This is a genomic window from Chitinophaga varians (assembly GCF_012641275.1).
Lineage (GTDB): Bacteria > Bacteroidota > Bacteroidia > Chitinophagales > Chitinophagaceae > Chitinophaga > Chitinophaga varians_A.
In genome coordinates this window covers 82,363-105,887 of sequence record NZ_JABAIA010000001.1, presented here as the reverse complement: position 1 = coordinate 105,887, position 23,525 = coordinate 82,363, and the positions used below count along the sequence as shown (strand labels likewise).

The window sequence follows — 23,525 nt, the reverse complement described above, 5'->3', positions numbered from 1 at the left end:
TCAATATTGTTTTTAAAAAAATTAATTAATTATAGGTTGATTATTTAAAAGAATTACTATTTTAGTCTCCGCCAGGGCATTTATTATAAAGTAGGCTTTTTACAGCCATATATTTTATAAACGCAACCAAACTCTATACACGTTCTGATGAAACTAAAACAACCAGTCACCAGCCATGGGCTGTTGCTATGCTTTGCGTATGCCGGTCATGGCCAGGGTAACAGCTATCAACTATATGCGCGAACACTAAACCATCAACAACACCTGTAGTTACTGTCTCCGGCTGCATGCAGGCCGGCTATGTCAACCATTCATCTTTAATCAAGCTTTTTATCAATCAAAATTCGTTTTGTATGGGAAAATTTACCCGTCACTGGCGACTGAGCAGCTTTCTGCTCCTGCTCCTCGTCATCCTGCAACAGCCGAATGCTTTCGGGCAAAAAAGCTACCTGTTCAAAGGCAGCGTAAAAGATAAAGACGGTACGCCGCTTATTGGTGTCAACGTGGTCCTGAAAGGCACCACCAAAGGAGGCACTACCAACGCCAACGGCGATTTCCAGTTTGCCGGTACAACGGAAACGGCTACACTTGTTTTTTCGTTTGTGGGTTATAAATCACAGGAGCTGGAAGTCAACAGCCAGCAGGTGATCAACATCCTCCTGGAACCGGCCAACAAACAAATCGGAGAAGTGGTGGTGGTAGGATATGGCACCCAGAAAAAGGTAAACCTTACCGGCGCCGTTTCGGTGATTGAAGGTAAAACAATGACGACGCGCTCCGTGGCCTCTGCATCGCTGGCCTTACAGGGTGCGGCTCCCGGCGTGACCGTCACCCAGCAGTCGGGCGTACCCGGCGGCGACGCCGGCACCATCCGCATCCGCGGCATCGGCTCCATCAACGCCGGCCAGAACCCGCTGGTGCTCATCGACAACATTGAAATGAGCCTCGACGCGATAGACCCTAATAACATCGCCAGCATCTCCGTACTCAAAGATGCGGCGGCAGCGGCCATCTATGGCTCCCGTGCAGCCAACGGCGTTATCCTCGTCACCACCAAACGTGGCATCAATGGCGTCAGCCTGAGCTATAACGGCTACGTGGCCAAACAATCACCTACCAATCTGCCTAAAAAAGTAGATGGACTGGAACATATGAAACTGTGGGACATCGCACAGGTGAACGCCGGACTGCCACCAGCTTTCACCCAGCAGATCGCAGACTATGAAAAACTGGGACCGGATAATTTCGCCCGTTTTAACACCGACTGGAAAGACCTGATACTGGTGAACAACGGCATCATGCACAACCACAACCTGAGCCTGTCTGCCGGCAGCGAAAAAATAAAAGTGTTCGGTTCCGGCGGATACCTGGACCAGAACGGCCTAACCGCCAATACTAATTTCAAACGCCTGGACCTGCGCTTTAACACAGATATCGCCATCACCAGCAAACTGTCTGCTGCCGCGGATATCGTGGTGAACAGAACAGAACGCAACTGGCCCGGCCAATCATCGCCACAGGGCATCATCCGCGCCATGATAGGCCTGCCGGCCATTGCGCCCGGACAATTCAATACCGGCGAATGGGGCGAAGGCTGGTCCAATATGAACCCCGCCGCACAGGCCAAAGACGGCGGCTGGGACAAACGCGTCACCGATTCCCGCATACTCACCGGTACACTCACCTACAAACCTGTCAAAGGCATGGAGCTGCTGGCCAGCTACAGCTCCAATACCGCCAACGGGCGCGCCAGGCAGCTGACCAATCAATATAAAATTTATACGCCGGACATCGCCAACAACAAACTGCTGTTTGCACGCAACTGGCCGGCCAACAACTCGCTGATCGACAACAACGCACAAACCACGCGCAACGTGTTCCGCACCCAGGCAAGCTATAACCGGAACATGGGACAGCACGGCTTCACAGTACTGGGCGGCTTCACCACCGAACTGTTTAAAACCAGCTACGTCAACACACAGCGTCAAAACCTGATCTCTCCTTCACTGCCATACCTGGATGCGGCAGATCCATTGGGACAAACCATGTCAGGCGCACAAAGTGAATATGCGATGGCATCTGCCTATTCCAGGATCAACTACAATTACAAAGAGAAATACCTGCTGGAGCTCAACGGCCGCTTCGATGCATCGTCCCGCTTCCGGAAAGAAAACTGGTGGAAGCTGTTCCCCTCCGTATCCGCCGGCTGGCGCATCTCTGAAGAGAGCTTCTGGAAATCCATCAGCCACGTGATCAACAGCGCCAAGATCAGAGGTTCTTATGGTTCCCTTGGCAACCAGGACCTGGTGGTGAACGGTGTGGCCAACTATTACCCCACCTACGCTATGTACAGCACCGGCGGCTCGTTTGACTACTATTTCAACAACGTGGTGAATGGTGGCTACGGGCTGACAACCGCCGCCAACCCGCTTATCCGCTGGGAGACTTCCAAAATACTGGATGCCGGTATCGACTTTACCGCCATCAACGACCACCTCACCGTAACAGCCGATTACTTCAAACGCAACATCACAGACATGCTGCAGCTGGATGGCGTACCCACCTATGTAGGACTGGGCGCTCCTTTTGTCAACATCGGCTCCATGCGCAACACCGGCTGGGAACTCGGTATCGGCTGGAAAGACCGCGCCGGTGAATTCACGTATTCCGTACAGGCCAATCTCTCTGATGTAAAAAACGAAGTGGTAAGCCTGGGTGGTAAAGAATATATCAATGGCGCCCTCATCATGCGCGAAGGAAATCCGCTGAATTCCTATTACGGCTATAGAGCGGAAGGCTTCTTCCAATCACAGGATGAAATCGACAAAGCGCCTTTCCATTTTGCCAACACCAAACCGGGAGATATCCGTTATGCCGACATGAGCGGCCCCAATGGTAAGCCCGACGGCAAAATCGACGCCTATGACCGTGTGGTGCTGGGCAATTCATTCCCACGCTATGAATACAGCCTGTCTCTCAACGGCCAGTACAAAGGATTTGACCTGAACATCTTTTTCCAGGGCGTAGGCAAACGGAACAACTATATGTCCGGCACCGGCGCGCAGCCTTTCTATTCCGCCAACTTCCAGGGCACCATCTTCGAACATCAGAAAGACGCATGGTCGCCGGATAATCCGAACGCCGCCTATCCGCGGCTGACGCCCAACAGCATCGCCAATAACTACGTCACTTCTTCTTTCTGGATGCGTTCCGGCGCTTACCTGCGCCTGAAGAACGTGGTGCTCGGCTATACGCTGCCCAAAACCGTGACAAGCAATGCCAGGCTGCGCTCCGTAAGAATTTACGCCAGTGGCCAGAACCTGCTGACCTGGGATAAATTCTTCCCCGGTTTCGATGTGGAACAGACAAATACCGCGGGCGAATTTTACCCGATCATGAGAACCTTCACTATCGGCCTTAACGCAAACTTCTAAGCCATGAGAAAACTTTTTTATAGCATCATCGGTTGCACTTTTTTCCTGACAGGTATGTCAGGGTGTAATAAATTCCTGGACAGGGCGCCGCTCAGCGCGCCGGCCACCGGCACTTTCCTCAACAACGAAAATGAAATCAACGTATCTCTGACGGCCGTATATGGTTCCATCAAATGGGAATTCGGGCTGGTGCCTTACCAGTCGGGCAGCGAGGGCTGGACAGACCTCGCCATCCTGCGCGCCAACGAACTGGGAGAAGGCACTTTTGATACATACAACGCACATCCGGCAGCCATCTGGTCGTTTGCCTATACTACCATCCAGCGGGCCAACACCATGCTGGACGGTATGGTGAAAGCCAAATCCAGTGTGGCGCCGGCCACCTATAACCGCATGGAAGCGGAAGCGCGCGTGTTGCGTGCATGGGCTTATTTTTATCTCACCGCCATGTTCGGTGATGCGCCGCTGATCACCAAACCGTTGCAGCCTGCGGAGTTTTACAATCAGAAACGCGCTCCCAAACAAGAAGTGGTAAAATTCATTTATGACGAGCTGGATGCCGCGTCGCAGTCGCTCGACTGGATGCCCACTGTAAGAGGACGGGTCAGCAAATCCGTGGCCCTCGGCCTGAAAGCCCGGACGGCACTGTATAACAAAGACTACGCCGTTGCCGCAGATGCTGCCAGGCAGGTCATAGACAAATCCGGCTTGTCGCTCAATCCGCGTTACCAGGACCTGTTTACCCGCAGCGGCCAGAAACCCAATGCCGGTAACGAGATCATGCTGGAAATACTGTATACCGATGCCCTTGCGGGTTCTATCACTTACCTGCCGCTGGGCAATTGCTCCCGCGCCGCAGGCGGGCAATCGGGCCGTTTCCCGACCCAACGCCTGGTGGACCAGTTTGAATGCACCGATGGTAAAAGGATTGATGAATCCCCCTTATATGATCCGCAAAAGCCCTCCAAAAACAGGGACCTGCGCCTGAAATACACCGTAGCGCTGCCGGGAGACACGCTTAGCATGAACAACACCACGTTTGTGTACGACATCTATAAATCGTCTACCTCCTTTAAAAATGCGGATGGCAGCTGGTCAGTGAAAGGCAATGCTGACTATGACAATGCTTTCGGTCCGGCGAAGAGCGGTGTCGGTTACCTGTGGACCAAATACACCATGACCGATGAGAACGTGTTTCTCGCCAAAGTGAGCTTTATCCTGATGCGTTATGCGGAAGTACTGCTCACCTACGCCGAAGCCAAAATAGAGCAGGGACAGCTGGACGCCACTGTTACTGCCGCTATCAACAAGGTAAGGCAACGGGCCGGACAGCCGCCGGTGCCGGCAGCCATCGAAACAGATCAGAACGAAATGCGGAAACTTATCCGCCGGGAACGTACCGTGGAATTTGCCGTAGAAGGTTTCCGCTGGCTGGATATCCGTCGCTGGGGCATAGCAGACCTGGTGATGCCGGGCAAGGTAGTGGGCATTGCTAAAAGTCCTGCTGCCACGCCGCCCGTGCCCAATTTCAAAAAGACGGCCGCGCATGACCTGAACAGCATTCCAGATTACACCGGGCAACTGGACCTGCGTTATACCCGTGAAACCCGCTTCTGGACGCCGAAGCTGATGCTGCTGCCCGTACCGCAGGCGGAAAGGGACATTAATCCGGGGCTGACGCAGAACGAAGGCTGGTAAGTGTGATAGCCCTGATGGATGAAGAGCGTTGTTTGGTTGATGATATTTTAGAGAGATGAATGACAGGTGACAGCCCAACAAAATATCAACATGAAAAAATATTAACATAATGAAACGGAGGAATTTTTTAGAGATGCTGGCGCTGAGTAGCGGCGCCGTTATCGCACAGCCTGCGCTGGGACTGGCACAGGAGAAGAAGCAGCAGGGGAGCGCCAAAGGAAAGGGAAACACTAAACGGGAAACTATCACCGCCGACCTGGTGATTGCCGGCGGCGGACTGGGAGGCGTGTCAGCAGCTCTCGCTGCGTTGCATAACCAGCAAACAGTGGTGCTCACCGAGGAGACAGACTGGATAGGCGGCCAGCTTACCCAGCAGGGCGTACCGCCGGACGAGCATCCGTGGATTGAAACGCATGGAGCGCCTGCCCGTTACCGTGAATTGAGAAACCGTATCCGTGAATACTATGTCCGCAACTATCCACTCACGGCCGATGCCCGGCAACGGACGCACCTCAACCCGGGCGACGGCTCCGTGTCCAGGCTCTGTCACGAGCCCAAAGTGGCATTGGCCGTGATGCTGGATATGCTGGCGCCTTTTATCAGCAGCGGTAAACTGGTGCTGCTGACAGACACTAAAGTCGTACGGGCGAACGTGTCTGGCAACAAAGTGCTGTCGCTCACCGCACAGGACCTGCGTCATCAGCGGGAACTGACCCTGCAGGGCAGCTACTTTGCGGACGCCACAGAAATGGGCGACCTGCTGCCTTTGACCGGCACCGAATTCGTGACCGGCACCGAGTCCGGAAAGGAAACGGGCGAACTGCATGCGCCGGAAAAAGGCAATCCGCAAAACAACCAGGCTTTCACCGTTTGTTTTGCGCTGGACTATGTGCCTGGCGGCAACTTCGTCATTGAGAAGCCGGCGGAGTATGATTTCTGGAAGAACCATGTGCCGGCGCTTACGCCCGCATGGTCCGGCAGGCAGCTGGACCTGCACTATTCCGATCCGCGTACGCTGAAGCCTAAATTGCTGGGCTTCCATCCTGAAGGCATCGCCATCGGCGATAAGCTGAACCTGTGGAACTACCGCCGTATTATCAACAAGGACAACTTTGAGGCGGGAACCTACAGCGGTGATGTGACCATCGTTAACTGGCCGCAGAATGATTATATGCTGGGCAACCTGATCGGCGCCAGTCCGGAGAAATTCCATTATCACGTGGAGCGGGCCAAGCAGCTCAATTTATCGCTTATCTACTGGCTGCAGACCGAAGCGCCCCGTCCCGACGGCGGCAAGGGATGGCCGGGCATCCGTTTCCGTAAAGATATCATGGGCACCGCCGATGGCATGGCCAAATATCCGTACATCCGGGAGTCACGGCGTATCAAAGCGGTATTCACCGTGCTGGAAGAACATGTAGGCGCCCAGCAACGGGCGCAGAAAAGCGGCCAGACAGAGAAAACAACTGCAGCCAGTTTCCACGACAGCGTTGGCATAGGCTATTACCATATAGACCTGCACCCGAGTTGCGCCGGCGTTAACTATGTAGACTTCGGTTCGCTGCCTTACCAGATCCCGCTGGGCGCCTTGTTGCCACAACGGATGGAGAACCTGTTGCCCGCCAATAAGAACATCGGCACCACTCATATCACCAATGGCTGTTACCGTCTTCACCCAACAGAATGGAGCATCGGTGAGGCCGTGGGCAACCTGGTGGCTTTTGCCCGCAGTAAAAACGTGACGCCGCGGCAGGTGAGGGAACAGGCGCCGTTACTGCAGGAGTTCCAGGATTATATCCGTGCCCGTGGTGTGGAGACAGCCTGGCCGTGATATTTTTTTATCTTTTTATTTGAGTATTTTGATATTGACCTTTTCGTGTGCAAGGCTGCTTCCTGATAAGAAGCAGCCTTGCTTTTCAGATGGCTGCTCCTAAGACACCCAATATCAAAATATCAAAATACCCAAATGATCAAATTGTTTTATCTTGTTTCCGGAAAGAAAATCTGGAAGCACTGTGAAAATACACGAGGACAGGATACTTTTTTCGCGGATTGCAGGTGGGGATGAAGCAGCGTTTCGTATACTGTATCATCGTTATAATGCAGTGCTGTCCGTGTCTGTACGGAAAATGCTCCGTTCCGAAGAAGCCGCCACAGAAGTGCTCCAGGAGGTATTCCTGAAGGTATGGCAGCTGCGGCATACGCTGGATGGTATCGACAATCCGGCCGGCTGGATGTACACCATCGCCTCTAATTATTCCCTCTCCGCTCTCAGAAAAATTGCCCGGGAGAAGTACCGGGTAGAAGCCATTACGCATGATGATATAGAAGATAATGAAGATGTGACCTCGGGGTTCCGGGTCAAAGAGTTACAGTTGCATATACGGAATGCCATTGATCAGCTGCCGGCTTCGCGCCGCGAGGTGTTCATCCTGAACACGCAGGAGGGCAAGTCCCGCCGGGAAATTGCCGAAGCGCTGGCCATCTCCGAGCATACCGTCAAAAACCAGCTTGTCACCGCCCGGAAGTTTATCCGGGAATATCTGGAGAAACATACCGGTGATTGTCTCCCTGTCTTCCTGATAGGGATGTTGTTAAGAATTTTTTAATTTTTTTTCAGGCGGCGTAGTACACCTTTATTTTTTTAGCGTCTGATGATGTAAAAGCGGGAGACCTACAGTGGAAGCAAAAGAGTATTACAGGTTTTTGTTGCAGCGGTATTGCGCTGGCATGGCCACACCGGCAGAGGAGGAAGAGTTGTTTGCCGAACTGGGGAAACAGTCTGATGATGCGGAATGGGTGGCGATGCTCAATGAGCTGCATGCCCATACCGAAGCAGACCCGCAATACGATCCGGCGGAGTATGAGCCTGTGTTGCAAAGTATTTTGCAGCAGGGGAATACAGGCCGTGTACGTCCGATACGCCGCATGCGCCGCTGGGCGGCCGCTGCCGCCGTGGTATTGTTGCTCACCGCTGCCGGCAGTTACTGGCTGCTGCATAAACGGCATGCATCGCCGGCGGCACCCATAGCAGCTGTGGATGTGCTGCCCGGTAAAAACGGCGCCGTGCTTACGCTGGCCAACGGTCAGCAGGTAGTGCTGGACAATCGCGATGATGGCCTGATCACCACCGCACAAGGCACACAGGTGGTATTAAAAAACGGGCAGGTGGAATACCAGCCGTCCGGAACAGGGGTACCTGTCAACAACACGCTGCATACGCCAAGAGGCCGCAAATTCAGAATGCAGTTGCCCGATGGTACGCTGGTATGGCTCAACGCCGCCAGCGCCCTCACTTTCCCCACTGCCTTCACCGGTACGGAAAGGAAAGTGGAACTTACGGGAGAAGCCTATTTTGAAGTAACGAAAGGCAAAACGCCTTTTGTGGTGGCGCTGAGCAATAAAACATCCGTCACCGTGCTGGGAACACATTTCAATGTGAGCGCCTATGCGGACGACCCGGGCATCAGCACCACGCTGCTGCAGGGCGCTGTCCGTGTGAATTTGCCGGAACATCCCAGTGTGCTGAAACCCGGCCAGCAGTTGTTGTTTGACAAAAAAGCCGGCACCATTGCGCTGAACAACCATGTGGACACCGCCGCTGTGATGGCCTGGAGAAACGGCGTAATGAATTTTCAGGATAAAAAACTAACCGCCGTTATCGCTATGATAGCGCGCTGGTACGACATAGAAGTAACTTATGCTTCCACACCGCCTGACATTACTTTTGTGGGCGAGATAGGCAGTGATGTGAATCTGTCAAGCGTATTAACTTTTTTAAGGGAATCGGGCGTAGCCTTCCATTTAGAGAACAGAACATTGATTATAGGGAAACAGTAAACAATCAAAATACATCTAAATCTGAATCAACCGGTAATAGTGCCCGCTGGCGGGCCGTTATGGAAAAAACAGTGAACAACAATTTCAAATATCAATCAGATGTCTGCCTGTAATAGAAAACCGAAAGTGCTTCGACCCACTTCCGGCTGGATGGTTACAGCCATGCAAAAACGTTGAGTGTTCCAGAACACCATTTTTTACAAGCCAAACCGCTGCAAAGTTATGCAAAAAACTGCTCTTTGCAACCAGGCGAGCTATGCCCCTGTACCAACGGGAAGCCGTGTCCGTCAATGGTTGCCAACCAAAATGCTGTTAGTCATGAAGCTGACTTTTTTCTTTCTTACCGCTGTGATGTTGCAAGCCAGTGCCGCCGGGTATGCCCAGCTGATCACCTGGTCCGGCCGGAATGTGCCGGTGGAAAAAATCTTCGGTGTCATCCGTCAACAATCGGGTTACACCATCGTTGCCAGCAGGGACGTGCTGCAGAAGGCACGCCCGGTCACTATCTCGGCAGAGAATATGCCGGTAGCGGAATTTCTTGACCTGGTATTAAGAGACCAGCCGCTGAAGTATGTGATTGAAAACAAATCCATTTTTATTTCTCCTAAAACAACGAGCCATGCTACGGCTTCCATCACGATGGAAGCGGCGGCGCCGCTGGACATCAAAGGCAAGGTTACCGACGAAAGCGGTAACCCCCTGCCCGGCGTGTCTGTCAGGGTGAAAGGCACTGCACAGGGCGTCTCTACCGGCACCGACGGCAGCTTCGCCCTGCGCGTGCCTGCCGATGGCCCGGTGGTATTGCAGTTCTCCTACCTGGGCATGATACCACAGGAAGTAACAGTTTCCGCCAGCGCTACGCTTAACATCACCATGAAAATGGCGGTGGAACAACAGAACGAAGTAGTGGTAGTAGGATATGGCACCAAAAAAAGAAGTGATGTCACCGGTTCTATTTCTTCCGTACCTACCGAACGTCTTAAAAACCTGCCTGTGACCAACGTACTGCAGGCTGTACAGGGCTCTGCCGCCGGTATCAACATTGTGAACAATACCAGCAAACCAGGCAGCTCACCTGCATTTTATCTCCGTGGCATGAAATCCATCAACGCCAGCAACGCGCCGCTGATCGTGCTGGACGGCGTGCCTTTCGGCGGTACCTACAACGACATCAACCCGAACGATATCGCTGCCATCGATGTGCTGAAAGATGTTTCCGCTACGGCCATCTACGGCGCCCGCGGCGCTAACGGCGTGATCATGATCACTACCAAAAGAGGAAAGTCCGGTAAACCTGTGATCTCCTATAACGCTTATGCCGGCCCCGAATTTCAATCGAATGTAATGAAGAACATGAACGGGGAACAATACCGTACCAAGAACCACTGGTACAATATTCAGGCTGGCCGTCCTACTGCGCCTGACCTGCCTTACCTCTCCGAACAAACGAACTACGCCAACGGAGTGCCGGAAGTAAACTGGCAAAAGGAAATCGGCCAGCAGGGCTATATCCAGAGCCATGAGCTGAGCCTCTCCGGTGGTACCGACAACGTAAAATACTATGTGTCCGGCACCTACCTCAAACAGGAAGGCACTATTAAAGGGTTCCAGTTCAACCGCAGCAGCATCCGCGCCAATATAGACGCGAATGTTACTTCCTGGCTGAAAACAGGCCTGAACATGTTCCTCGTCAATAACAACAGCGACGGCGGCAAAGCCACACTTTTCGATGCCAACTCCCTGAGCCCTTATGGTACGCTCTACAATGCCAAAGGCGATTATGAAGTATACCCGATAGCGCCGCAGACGCTGTACCAAAGCCCGTTGGTGAACACCTACAACCCTGGCCTGAACCGCAACAAAAACATGGCGGTCAGCGGTTACGCGGAAGTAGCACCTGATTTCGTGAAAGGCCTCAAATACCGCGTCAACGGCTCTTACGGCTACCGGCCGTCCCGCACGGCGGATTACTTTGGCCGCAAAGCCGGCGACCAGCTGGGCTCCGCAGAGGTGTACAACGAAGAGAACAAACAGTGGATCGTGGAAAACCTGCTGTCCTACGCTACCAGTTTCAATAAACACGGCCTGGACTTCACCGCCCTGTACAGTGCGCAACGCGATGAACTGTTCTCCACCCGGCTCAAAGCCAATTCGTTCATCAACGATAACCTCGATTTCAACAATCTCGCTGCCGGCCAGGTACAGAAAACAGAATCCCGCTATTCCAGCGGCAGCCTGCTGTCACAGATGTTCCGCGCCAACTATACCTACGACAGCCGCTACCTCGTGACTGCCACTATCCGTCGCGATGGGTTCTCCGGCTTTGGCAAAAACAACAAATACGGCGTATTCCCTTCCGTAGCGGTAGGGTGGAACGTACACAACGAAAAATTCATGGCGGCCACCGCACCGGTGATCTCTCAGCTGAAACTGCGTGCTTCCTACGGCAAATCCGGTAACCAGGCCATCGGCGCCTATCAGACGCTGACAAGAATGAATACCGCGCAATACATCTATGACGGTGTAACTACCATCGGCGTAGTGCCCGACACCCTTGGCAACCCTAACCTCAAATGGGAAACCACCAAAGGCTTCAACGTGGGCATCGACTTCTCCCTGTGGAACAGCCGCTTAAGCGGTACCATCGAGGCATACAGCACCAATACCTACGATCTGCTGCTGAGCCGGAAGATACCAGCTGTCAGCGGTTATACTTCCGTGTTCGACAACATCGGCAAAACAGCCAACAAAGGCATTGAAATATTACTCAACAGCCGTAACGTCCAATCGGATAATTTCACATGGCAGACATCTTTCAATATCTCCTTCAACAAAAACAAAGTGGTATCACTTTATGGAGATAATAAAGATGACATCGGCAACAACCTGTTCATTGGTAAATCACTGTTAGGCATATACGATTATACCATGATTGGTATCTGGCAGGAAGGCGAGGATATGAAGATAGACCCGGGCGCAAAAGCCGGCTATATCAAGTTCAAAGACCTGGACGGTAATGGTAAAATAGATGCGGCCGACCGCTCTTACCTGGGCTCTCAATTACCCAAATACATCGCCGGCCTCACCAATACGTTTACCTATAAAAACTTCTCGCTGAATATTTTTATCCAGGACGTACATGGCGTGCTCCGTTCCAATTATATCCTGGATAACCGCGACCAGGGCGGGACGGTAAACCTGCCCGCTGAAATACCCTACTGGACGTCAGAAAACAAGATCAACACCAACCCGTCACTGATCTATAACAACCCTAAAGGGTATAAGTATGCCAACGATGCTTCCTTTATCCGCATTAAAGACGTCACCTTCAGCTATACATTCGATAAGAAAAAGCTGGAACGCTATAAAATCGGTAACCTGATGATGTACCTCAGTGGCCGGAACCTGGGCACTTTTACCAAATGGGTTGGCTGGGACCCGGAAACAGCGCCTACATCAGCCACCTCCAGCGCTACCCGCCTGAACAACGGCCAGGGAGGCGGATCTCAGAGCTCCGACTTTTATCCGCTGACAGCCACTATCGTATTTGGCGTTAACATCAGTCTGTAATTTTAAACAGGTAAGACAATGAAGAAATCATCTTATATATATGGCATTTTGCTGGCAGGCCTGGTGATCACCGGCGTAACATCCTGCAGCAAACACTTTCTCGATGAAGAGCTAAAATCCAAGTACGCGCCAGACAACACACTGGTGGATGAACTGGGATTTGAAGCCGCCAGTACCGGCTTACAAAGTATTGTTCGTAACGATTACGGCAACACGCAGGGCCTGCTGGCCACTTTTTACGTAGGCACAGACATGGCCATTACCGGTCAGCCCAACGCGGTGCAGGCGCCTTACGAAGATTACCGCAACCTTAATCCACAAACCGGCTCCCTGTCTACCGTCTGGAACTGGAACTACCGCGTGATCAACGCAGCGAACAATATCATCATTAATGCCGGCAATCCGAAGGCTACGCTTACCGACCAGCAGCGCGCCTTTTACAAAGCAGAGGCCAGCTTCTTCCGGGCATATGCCTATAACCAGCTGTCTATTCTCTTTGGCGGCGTGCCCATTATCAAAGAGCCGGTAACGGTGCCACGTACGGATTATACCCGGGCTTCCGAAGCGGAGGTGATAGATTTCATTATCAGCGACCTCACTTTTGCAGAAGCTAATCTGCCAGATCCGGCCAGCGTAAAGAAACAGGGGCGTATCAATAAATTCGCCGCGTCACAGCTGTTGGCAGAAGCGCTGCTGCGTGCCAACAAACCTGTTGAAGCGGAAGCTGCCGCCAAAAGGATCATTGACAGCAAATTTTTCAGTCTCATCACCAACCGTTACGGTGTAAAAGCATCGCTGCCCGGTGATCCTTTCGCGGACATGTTCACCTACGGCAATATGCGCCGCAGCCAGGGCAATACTGAAGCGATCTGGGTGATCGAGCAGCAATACAATATCCCTGGTGGCGCGTCAGATTTTGACCAGCGCCGTCGCGAATGGGGACCTTTCTATGTGAACGTGCAGGGCATGAAAGTATGTGATTCCCTCGGGGGCCGCGGTATCGGCAGAATCAGGCCTACTAACTGGTGGACGTACGAACTGTACGAGAAAACCGATATGCGTAATTCACCTTACAATATCCGTCGTACGTACTATTACAACGATCCGGCTTTTGCGAAATACGGTCAACAGGTGTTCCCTACAGGCTTTGACACTATTCAGAACATGTACGCACATACGACAAAATGGTACGAGTTCCAGCCGCAGGACATCCAGGGGGCGCAATCCTACAAAGACCGCATACAGATGCGCCTGGGTGAAACATACCTGCTGATGGCAGAAGCACAGCTGCTGCAAGGCCGGAATGCCGATGCAGCGGCCAGCATCAACGTGATCCGCGGCCGTGCCAAAGCTACGCCGGTACAACCTGCGGAAGCGACCATGGACTACCTGCTCGATGAAAGGGCCCGTGAACTGACAGCAGAAGAGCTGAGAAGGCTCACGCTGATACGCACTAAAAAACTGGTGGACCGCGTCCGCAAGTACAATCCGAAAGTGGCGCCTACCATCGCCGATTTTAATATACACCTGCCCATCCCGCAGTCAGAGATCGATGTGAACAAAGATGCGGTGCTGACGCAGAACGACGGCTATCAGAAATAATTTTTTATGAAGAAATTTTCACTGGCCGGTATGCTGTGTGTATCCCTGTTTTTACGGGGATACGCACAGGAAGGCCGCAGCATACTGCCTTTCAATGATGGCTGGTCTTTTCGCAAAGGAGCGCTGACCGCCGACAAAAACCAGCCGGACACCGGCTGGACGAATATAACGGTGCCGCATACGTGGAATAACAAGGACATGCAGGAAGGCAAAAACTTCTATGCCGGCGAAGCCTGCTACCGCAAAACATTTACGGTAAGCCCGCAATGGAAAGGCAAGCGGCTGTTCCTGCGTTTTGAAGGCGTTGGGTCTGTTGCCAGCCTGTATGTCAACAACCGGTTGATCGGAGAGCATAAAGGTTCCTATTCCGCTTTCTGTTATGAGATCACCCACTCGGTGAAATACGGCGAAGAGAATACTTTCGTCGTGAAAGCCAACAACAGCGCGCGTGAGGACGTACTGCCCATCAATCATTTCCTGTTCGGCATCTTCGGCGGCATCTACAGGCCGGTAAGTCTCATCGTTACCAACGATATCAATATTACCACAACAGACTATGCGTCGCCAGGCATTTATATCCGTCAAAGCGATGTAAACGCGCAAAAGGCCGCCATCAGCGTAACGGCCAAGATCGAAAACAAACAGTTGCACCACAAAGACATTACCGTGGAGACGGTGATCAAAGACCGCCAGGGCAAGCAGGTGGCCGTCAACAGTAAAAAGGTGAATGTCAGCCCGCAGGGGACCAATATCATCCGCCAGGACCTGCAGGTGGACCAGCCGCATTTGTGGAACGGACAGAAAGATCCTTACCTGTACTCGCTTACCACCACGGTGATGGCTGATGGAAAAATACTGGATGCCGTTACCCAGCCACTGGGCATTCGTCGTTTTGAGGTAGTCCCTGGCAAGGGATTTTTCCTGAACGGCCAGCCATATGTGATGCATGGCGTTACCCGTCACCAGGAATGGCAGGATTACGGTAACGCCCTTTCCAATGCACAACATAAAGCAGACCTCGACCTGATCAAAGAAATAGGCGCTACCACCATCCGTTTCGCGCATTACCAGCAGGCAGAATACCTGTATTCCCAGTGCGACAGCATGGGCTTTGTCATATGGGCGGAAATACCTTTTGTCAATAATTCCTCCGGTAAAGAAGGGGATAATGCCAAACAGCAGCTGACGGAGTTGATCCGCCAGAACTTCAACCATCCGGCTATTTATGTATGGGGACTGCATAACGAAGTATACGCCAAAACACCTGATGAACATGTGGCCGTACTCACGCGTCAGTTGAACGATCTGGCCAAAACAGAAGACCCGGACCGGTATACGACCGCTGTCAGCGGTTATGGTGAAATGGACCGTCCGGCCAACCTGGCCGCGGATATACAGGGCATGAACCGCTACTACGGCTGGTACGAAGGCAGGATAGAAGATATTGAAGGCTGGGTGAAAGGTCTGGAGCAAAAGTATCCCGATTATAAACTGATGCTGACAGAATATGGTGCAGACGGAAACATTCATCAACATACTGATAGCCTGTCCACCGACTTTAACCCGGTAAACGGGCAGTTTTTCCCTGAAACCTATCAGACGGCCACACACGTCAAACAATGGGCCGTTATTGAGCAGCATCCCTACATTGCCGCTTCCTATTTGTGGAACACGTTTGAGTTTGCCGTTCCCATGTGGAACAGGGGAGGCGTGAATGCCCGTAACCTGAAAGGTTTGATCACCTATGACCGTAAGCAGAAAAAGGATGCTTTCTTTTGGTACAAGGCCAACTGGAACCCTGAGCCGATGATTTATATTGCAGAACGCCGCAACAATATCCGCAAGCAGGCAAAGGTACAGGTGGAGGTGTTCAGCAATATGGAAAAAATCACGCTTTCCGTGAATAACGGAAAACCGTTGACCGGCAGGCAGGGTGCTAATAAGAGAGATGTTCTCTTTGATGACGTTGTCCTGCAACCCGGCGCCAATACTATCATTGCCACGGGTGTGCAGCACGGGAAGATATTGACAGACACGATCACCTGGCAACTACAGGCATCGGAATAAAATAGTCTCATCATGAAGAAGAAAATGATTACCGGCATACTGACGGCCGCCTGCTGCACTTTCCTGCTACAGGCCATCGCGCAGGTCCAGCTGCCGAAGAAAGATACCATTGCGCTGCAACATGGCGCGCATCGCACCGGCAACCGTACCGATGCTGACATGGCCCGCTGGCGGTCGCTCCGCTTTGGGCAGTTTATTCACTGGGGGCTGTACGCTATCCCGGGAGGAGAATGGAACGGTAAGACCTACAACGGCGCCGCCGAATGGATACGCTCCTGGAAAGAGATGCCGCATGAGGAATATGATAAATTATACCGTCAGTTCAACCCGGTGAATTTTAATCCGCAGCAGTGGGCCGCACAGGCCAAAAGCATGGGCGCCAAATACATGATCATCACCACGAAGCACCATGATGGTTTTTGTCTATGGCCCAGCAAGTATTCCAAATACACCATCGCTGCCACGCCCTGGAAAAAGGACCTGCTGGGACCGATGATCGACGCGTATAACAAGGCAGGCATTGATGTACACCTATATTTTTCCATCATCGACTGGAACCATCCGGACTATCGCGCTTCGCTGAAGAATGCCGCCGATTCTGCTGCCGGTAAGCGTTTTCAGCTGTTCGTTAAAAACCAGCTGGCGGAACTGTTGCAGCGGTATCCTACCATCAAAGGCTTTTGGTTTGACGGTACCTGGGACGATTCGTGGAAAAACGATGGCGCTTTCAGCGATGAGCTGGAACAGTACCTGCAATCGCTGCATCCCGGGTTGGTGATGGGCAGCCGCCTGCGCGCCGATGAAAAAGGCGCCCGCCATTTTGATTCAAACGGCCGCCTGATGGGCGACTACGAACAGGGATGGGAAAGAAAACTGCCGGCTACCATCGAAGATGTGCATGGTAACGACTGGGAAGCAGTGATGACGGTACCGGAAAACCAATGGGGCTATCACGCCAAATGGACGGGCCATGTGAAAACCGTCAATGAAATACTGGAGATGCTGGTGAAGAGCGTGTCGCTTAACGGCAATTTTGTGCTCAACTTCGGCCCTAAAGCAGACGGCACTTTCCGTACCGAGGAGCAGCAGCTGGCCGCCGGTATCGGGCAGTGGATGAAAGTAAACGGAGAGGCCGTTTACAACGGCACTTACGCTGGTTTTGAGAAACAGGACTGGGGATATTATATCCGTAAGGCAGGAACAGACAGCGTATACATGGTAGTATTTAATATACCCGTTTCCGGTAGTCTGCGGGTGAAACTGCCGGCACGCACCGAACTCACAGGAGCGTCTATGCTGCTGGGCAATACCACGCTTACACCGGAGTGGATTGGCCGGAACGAATATTTCCTGCATCTTCCCGGCAAAACAACAGATTCGCCGGTGGTCATCTTACTGAAAACAGTTACAGGAGAGAATAAAGACAAGGGCAATTTTGAGAAAGCCAAAACCTAGACATTCAGGGGTTTTTGATTTTGTGGATCAAAATCGCGAATGATAAAAAGGGAGACCTAAGCGAATGTAACCGCTTAGGTCTCCCTTTTTTATCAGATTATGAAATCAAAAAATCGTAAATCAAAGAATCCCTAAATGTCATTAGGTCCCGGTGTAACCGTAATCGTTACCTTATGTCCTCCGCGGAGCACGTCCAGCGGTACTTTACGGCCGATTTGTTTTTCGGTGAGCAGCTGGTGCATATCATCAACGCTGGCCACGGGAACATTATCGAAGGCCACGATGATATCGCCGGCGTGAAGCTGGCTGTTGTCATAGTTGCCGTCGGGGACTGTTTCAACGATATAAACGCCGCTTTGCGTGGTGAGTTTATTGGCCGCGATCATACGGGCCGTAAGTTTCACCGGCTGGGCGGCGATGCCGAGCAGGGCGCGTCTTACTCTTCCATGCAGGATAAGCTGGCCGGCTATCTGTGCTGCGAGGTTGGAGGAGATAGCGAAACACAGTCCCTGTGCCGCAGGGATCATGGCGGTGTTAACACCGATGATCTGTCCGAGGGAGTTGACCAGCGGTCCGCCGCTGTTGCCCGGGTTGAGTGCCGCATCGGTTTGAATGACGTTGTCGATAAGCCTGCCGTTGCTGGCGCGGAGCGTGCGGCCCAACGCACTCACCACGCCGGCGGTAACGGTGTATTGCAGGCCCATGGGATTACCGATGGCGATAGCGATCTGGCCTACCTGTAACGCAGCTGAATCCGCGAAAGACAATGCTTTCAGCCCGGTTTCATCGATCTTGAGCACGGCGATATCCGTAGAGGGATCGGCGCCCTTTATTTCTGCATTGACTTTCCTGCCGTCAACGAAAGAAACGCGGATGCTTTCTGCCTTTTCTATCACGTGGTTATTGGTGATAATAAAGCCGTCAGAAGAAATGATGAAGCCCGATCCCGAGCCGCCCTGCGTTTTTCTTTCCGGATGGCGCCTGTCGTTAACAGGGCGCTGTACTTCAATATGTACAACGGATTCGGCGACCGTGCCTACTACACCGGTAACCGTTTGAGAATATGCATCCAGTAAACCGGCATCGTTTACCGGATGATATGTTAAGAAATTGAGTGCATTTTCCATAATGGAACAAGCGCTCAAATATGTATCCAGAATATAATTCCGCCTTTTTGGCAAAGCGTGGCCGGTGTTGCTGCCAGAATAGGCAGGACTACTGTCAACTTTACTGCTGGCCGTTATGGGAATAGAGGATCCAGTAGAAGCCGTATTTGTCTTTCAATGCCGCAATTTTACCCGCGAAAAAGTCATGCACCGGCCGGGTCCGTTCTCCGCCGGCAGACAACTTTTCAAAAGCTTCTTCCAGTTGCTCGCCCGTGTCGCAGGTAAGACTGATACTGATATTGTTGCCCGCCGGATTTTCACCCATATCGGAAGCCAGTAACAGCAGCGGTCCTTTGGTAATGCTCGCATGCAGTACGTGGTCCTGCTTAAAGGCAGGCCAGTCGTTGGCCATAGGAGAGTCTTTTACGGTCTGCAACGTCAGTTCGCCACCCAGACAGGACTGGTAAAACTTCATGGCTTCCGCGCATTTGCCATCAAAATTTAGGTACACGTTGATCTGTGACATACACTGGTTTTTTACAAAACTACAGCATGCGGCAGGATTGCGCCGGGGGGCGTTGCGACAATTTTGGGGGATAATACGTCCCAGGGCGTGAGCCCCGGGAATTTCATATCATCAAATCAGGGAAAAAATATATCTTCCGTTTATGGCTGTCTCGATTTATTATTCCGTTTTTGACACACCGCTGCCAGAGCATCGTTTTGAGCGGTTGCTGGCCGTATTGCCGGAACAGGCACGGCGCAAGGTGCTGCGTTTTCATCGCTGGGAGGACGCGCATGCCTCTCTTTTAGGCAAACACCTGCTGTTGCATGCATTCTCCCAGGCAGGCCGGCAGCCGGACCTGGAGGAGGTGCTGTATACATCGGCCGGCAGGCCGTACTGGAGCGACGGGCCGGATTTCAATATCTCCCATTCCGGTAATATGGTGGTATGCGCGGTGGATACCGGCGGGCGGGTAGGCATCGATATAGAACAAAACGGGGGGATCGATTTCAGTGATTTCCGGGAACAGTTTGCGGAAAACGAGTGGCGGCAGGTAGTGACTGCGCCCGATCCGGTTTGGCAGTTTTACCGGTACTGGACCATGAAGGAAGCGGTGGCCAAAGCCAATGGGATAGGCATTGTGGAGCTGCCTGCCATACATATTCTCTCCGACAGTGCGGTGGAGTTGCAGGGCTTCACCTGGACGCTGACGCCACTGACCCTGCAGGAGAGCTATGCCGGCCATCTGGCAACAGAAACAACCCCTGCATTTATTTCCATTGAAAAAATTACTTTCTGAAGATAAAAAAGTTGCGTTACTACCCGTAACGCAACTTTGAATGATTAGCAGTCAAACGTCCGAATCACTGTTGTGGTGGGACGGGTAACGCCAAAAGCGTTCTTTTCGTGTGTAGCAGTCAGCCTGGCCACTTTGATAGTGGTCAGTTTCATTTTTTTCTCATTTTTCTTTTTCATACTGTATCGATTTTATGTGATGAATAGAGCCGGTGGTAGTTTGTTGCTTCCGGATGGCGGACTGGGAAGCGTAATACTTGCTCAGGAAGTGATAGAGCACCAGTTCCTGTTTACGTTGATTGGCGAGGAACAGGCGGTTGAGGAACATATGTATGTAGCTGGGCAGCAGCGCTGCTTTTTCGGGGAGTGGTCCATGCTGATGCAGTAGTTGCCGTATTTTTTCTGAGCGCTGCCGGAAAAGGGCCACGGCCTCCTCTACGCCGTTGCGCTCATCATCATGTGGGTTCAGTATACTTTGTATTTTCCGCATCTCCTTGCGGTACTTATCGTTGAGTTGATGTAACAGTGCTTTTTCCCCGCCAAACTCCCGGAAGAAAGCTTGTTGTATTCTTTCCATGAAAGCGGTTTTTTCATCCGGTGAATACCCGAAATCCTGTATCAGCATGTCTGTGCCCCGGAGGGCCAGCTGCCAGCGGTAGTCTTCTCCCTGTTCTTCGTCCAGCAGCCCGGTCATTTGCACGACTGCTTCACTGTCATAACAGAAGATGCTTTCACTGAGCGCCATGGTGGTTTCGCCGTAGCGTTCCATTTCCCGTTCATACGTGTCCGTTTGTATGCGGTATACCAGTGCTTTGCCGGAAAAATCCTGTACGGCGGCGTAGAACCGCTCCAGTACTGTCTTCCAGAAGTCAGGCCGTGTGCCGTGGTGAAACCGGATACGCAGGTGATGGTCCGGATCAGTGTAACGGATAAAGAACCATTTATCGATGAGCGATGCGTCCGTGAGTTGTTGCGCCAGCGGATGCAGCGCTTCTTTCAGGAAATCTTCCGCGGTGCGGGTGCCGCAGTATACTTTCAGGTACAGCCATTCGCTGCCCGGCATAAACTGCCGCTGCGGGGAGGATGCAGCCACCGGACGTGTGTCCGTTGCCGTTGTATCTTTTGGAATAGCGGCAGCGTCATGCACAGGGATGATAAACTGGTTGGTATGCCGGCCATCGGGACCTTCTATCCAGCAGTTTTCGGATGTGCCGAGAAATTCCTGGATGGTAAGGGTGCCGCTTTTGCGCAGCTGTCGTAAAAGCAGCTGCAGTGCGGCTTCCTGGGCAGTGTCTATCAGCAGTTCATTGTCACCTTCCACGATCACCACATGGGAGGGTAGTTGCCACCGTGTTTTGAAAGGATGGAAAATAGCGAGGGACGACTTGCTGCTGTCGAGATCGGGAAAGTCTTTTTTATCCAGCGTCCAGGTGCATTTGCTGAGGAGGATGTTACGATAGCGCACGCGTGGAAGGAAAGTCTCACCCCCCGGCAGTTGCCAGTCCCAGCCGATATTGCCGGAAAAGTCCTGTAGTGGCAGTTCACAGAGGAATTTATACACCGGCAGGCCGTTGCGGTAGTTATGGGCGGTGCTCATGCGGGGCACGATGATCTTGTTCAGTTTGCGGGAGCGCAGCACCACGCGGCCTTGTTGCACGCTGATCATCAGGTCTGACAACGGCAGCTGATGGTCTTCGGCCACCTGTGAGTTGGCGAGATATACGATTTCATAATCGCGCAGCTGAGGGCGCATTAAAATATTGCCGGTGCGGGCTTCCGGCAGATGTACCACTTCCGCAAAAATTTTATCCGGTTCCTGTGCCGCTTCGCGGTCGAGGCAGGCTTTTAGCTGTGTGGCGAGGTGTTCATCACCATGACAGAAACGTCCCAGCAGATTGGCGGCGGAAGGGCCGGCGCATCCGTTCATCTCAAAGAGGTAATCGCCGGCATCTATAGCTGCGGCGCTGGCGCCCAGCAGGCTGCCCATCAGGTACATGCTGTAAGGCATCGGGGATGGCTCTTTTTCCTGTATAGCGTCAAGGTCTGCATCGGTGAGCAGTATTTCGGTGCTGTTGTTTCGCAGGCACTGATAGAGTTGTTGTTGCTGAAACTGTTGCAGCTTGTTTACGGGCCTTGTGGCCGGTGTACTGGCTGCTGCCACAGCGATGTCATCGGCCAGCGGCGTATGGTCTGTATGATGCCCGAGGTGGTGGCCGTAGCCGATGCCCGCTTCGGGGTCGAGGGCGAGGCTGAGCGGTATTTCCTGTTCCTCATACCGCCGGCTGAAAGCCTGGCAGAAATTTTCCAGGTCGGTATGGGGCCGGTGGCGTATCAGTTTGCGCAGTTGTTCCACCTGGGCCGTGATATCGTCGATGACGCGTTGACTGAGCGTGTTTTGCACTGTTGCGACAAAGAGGTCGGTCTGAATGAGGTCTTTGACGCTGGTATCGGGCACCAGCGATTTTACCAGCGAATGTACGTGGCGGTATGCATCGATGCTGCTTTGCTGGTCTTGCAACAGTGATTGTATCTGATGGAGCACGGCAGGCCAGTCGCCGGTATGTTGCAAGGTGGCTGCCCGTTCGAGGAAACGTTTGAAAAACTGTTCGCCGGTGACGGTTGGTTCCAGTTCACTGACCAGCAGCTGGCTTTGCAGCAGCTCTTCCGTAAAATCGTCGGCGTCCGCTTCGGTGATACCGGCTGCTTCATCAACGAGGCTGTTGCGTATATCCTTCAGCGTAGCGCCCTGGGCGGCCCTGTGCAGTACTGCGTCGAGGTAGTCGCTGGCATTAACAGCAGTCAGGAAATAGTGACGGAATTTATTGGTGAGCTGGTAGGCCGCATAACGGTAACGGCTACCTGATTTATATAAAGAGTTGTTGGGATAGAAGAGAAGCTGTTCCCTGACTTCGGGGATGGCGGTAAAGGCTTTGACCAGTTCTGCCACATAGTTCATGTCGAGCCGGCTTTGTTTAATATGTTGCCGGTAATGATGAAGCCGTATGCCAGATTGTTCGCTTACTGCACCTGTAGCGCAGCCGGCAAACAGCCCATAGGGTGTGCAGCGGCTGCTCATGCGCAGGAAGTAACGATAGAGCGCATATAATAATTTATCATCCTCGTGTCCCTGTTCCCATTTCTCCAGTTCCTGGAACAGCTCCGGTGAGGCGATGTAGATAGCTTCGCGGAAAAAAGGTATTTGCAGTAGTTGCCGGATATGTTGGGCCAGATGTGGGTGGGCCAGATTGCTGGTGGTGTCTACCGGTAACAGCGGTGTTCTGACAACGTAAAAATTTTCAGCCTTGATCATGGTTTTCGGTACGCGCTTAGGCCACTGAAGGTAACAGAAACAGGTACGTAAGGCTATCCCGTAAAACCGGTAAATTTCATGTTTAAACAAATAAAATTTTAAAAATCACGTTTTTCCGTGAGCTATGGTTTCATGGTTTCTGC

At 52.4% G+C, this 23,525-nt stretch carries 14 protein-coding genes; 10 read left to right on the top strand and 4 right to left on the bottom strand.

The window, feature by feature from the left end:
• Positions 1-353: 353 nt before the first annotated feature.
• The 9 genes from HGH92_RS00400 to HGH92_RS00360 all read left to right on the top strand — a co-directional run bounded on the left by HGH92_RS00400 (position 354) and on the right by HGH92_RS00360 (position 17,666).
• Complete coding sequence (locus tag HGH92_RS00400; RefSeq protein WP_168868801.1) at positions 354-3,434, top strand: SusC/RagA family TonB-linked outer membrane protein; 3,081 nt, start codon at positions 354-356, stop codon at positions 3,432-3,434.
• A 3-nt stretch (positions 3,435-3,437) separates the two neighbouring features.
• Entirely contained in the window at positions 3,438-5,132 is a 1,695-nt protein-coding gene (locus HGH92_RS00395; RefSeq protein ID WP_168868800.1) for a RagB/SusD family nutrient uptake outer membrane protein, read from the top strand.
• A gap of 109 nt (positions 5,133-5,241) precedes the next feature.
• Positions 5,242-6,963 carry an FAD-dependent oxidoreductase gene (locus tag HGH92_RS00390; protein WP_168868799.1) on the top strand — a complete coding sequence of 574 codons (1,722 nt, stop codon included), beginning with the start codon at positions 5,242-5,244 and terminating at the stop codon, positions 6,961-6,963.
• Positions 6,964-7,147: 184 nt separating this feature from the next.
• Positions 7,148-7,741, top strand: coding sequence for an RNA polymerase sigma factor (locus tag HGH92_RS00385; protein ID WP_168868798.1), 594 nt, complete (start codon positions 7,148-7,150; stop codon positions 7,739-7,741).
• 70 nt (positions 7,742-7,811) lie between these two features.
• Positions 7,812-8,972 (top strand): FecR family protein, encoded by a 1,161-nt coding sequence (locus HGH92_RS33700; protein WP_168868797.1) that lies wholly within the window; start codon positions 7,812-7,814, stop codon positions 8,970-8,972.
• 318 nt (positions 8,973-9,290) lie between these two features.
• Positions 9,291-12,542, top strand: a complete 3,252-nt coding sequence (locus tag HGH92_RS00375) for a TonB-dependent receptor (RefSeq protein WP_168868796.1) — start codon at positions 9,291-9,293, stop codon at positions 12,540-12,542.
• Between the two features lie 18 nt (positions 12,543-12,560).
• Entirely contained in the window at positions 12,561-14,144 is a 1,584-nt protein-coding gene (locus HGH92_RS00370; protein WP_168868795.1) for a RagB/SusD family nutrient uptake outer membrane protein, read from the top strand.
• 6 nt (positions 14,145-14,150) lie between these two features.
• Positions 14,151-16,211 (top strand): glycoside hydrolase family 2 protein, encoded by a 2,061-nt coding sequence (locus HGH92_RS00365; RefSeq protein WP_247654797.1) that lies wholly within the window; start codon positions 14,151-14,153, stop codon positions 16,209-16,211.
• A gap of 12 nt (positions 16,212-16,223) precedes the next feature.
• Positions 16,224-17,666: an alpha-L-fucosidase gene (locus HGH92_RS00360; protein ID WP_168868794.1), complete on the top strand. Its 1,443-nt coding sequence runs from the start codon at positions 16,224-16,226 to the stop codon at positions 17,664-17,666.
• Between the two features lie 131 nt (positions 17,667-17,797).
• Here HGH92_RS00360 and HGH92_RS00355 read toward each other — a convergent pair whose 3' ends face one another.
• Positions 17,798-18,793 (bottom strand): S1C family serine protease, encoded by a 996-nt coding sequence (locus HGH92_RS00355; RefSeq protein WP_168868793.1) that lies wholly within the window; start codon positions 18,791-18,793, stop codon positions 17,798-17,800.
• 100 nt (positions 18,794-18,893) lie between these two features.
• On the bottom strand, positions 18,894-19,298 hold the full coding sequence (locus tag HGH92_RS00350; RefSeq protein WP_168868792.1) for a VOC family protein: 405 nt from the start codon (positions 19,296-19,298) through the stop codon (positions 18,894-18,896).
• 142 nt (positions 19,299-19,440) lie between these two features.
• Between HGH92_RS00350 and HGH92_RS00345 the strand changes: the two genes are divergently transcribed.
• Positions 19,441-20,076: a 4'-phosphopantetheinyl transferase family protein gene (locus tag HGH92_RS00345; protein WP_168868791.1), complete on the top strand. Its 636-nt coding sequence runs from the start codon at positions 19,441-19,443 to the stop codon at positions 20,074-20,076.
• 44 nt (positions 20,077-20,120) lie between these two features.
• Here HGH92_RS00345 and HGH92_RS33990 read toward each other — a convergent pair whose 3' ends face one another.
• Positions 20,121-20,252 (bottom strand): hypothetical protein, encoded by a 132-nt coding sequence (locus HGH92_RS33990; protein WP_262888710.1) that lies wholly within the window; start codon positions 20,250-20,252, stop codon positions 20,121-20,123.
• Positions 20,236-23,382, bottom strand: a complete 3,147-nt coding sequence (locus tag HGH92_RS00340; RefSeq protein WP_168868790.1) for a lantibiotic dehydratase — start codon at positions 23,380-23,382, stop codon at positions 20,236-20,238. Before HGH92_RS00340 ends, HGH92_RS33990 begins: the two co-directional genes overlap by 17 nt.
• Between the last annotated feature and the right edge of the window lie 143 nt (positions 23,383-23,525).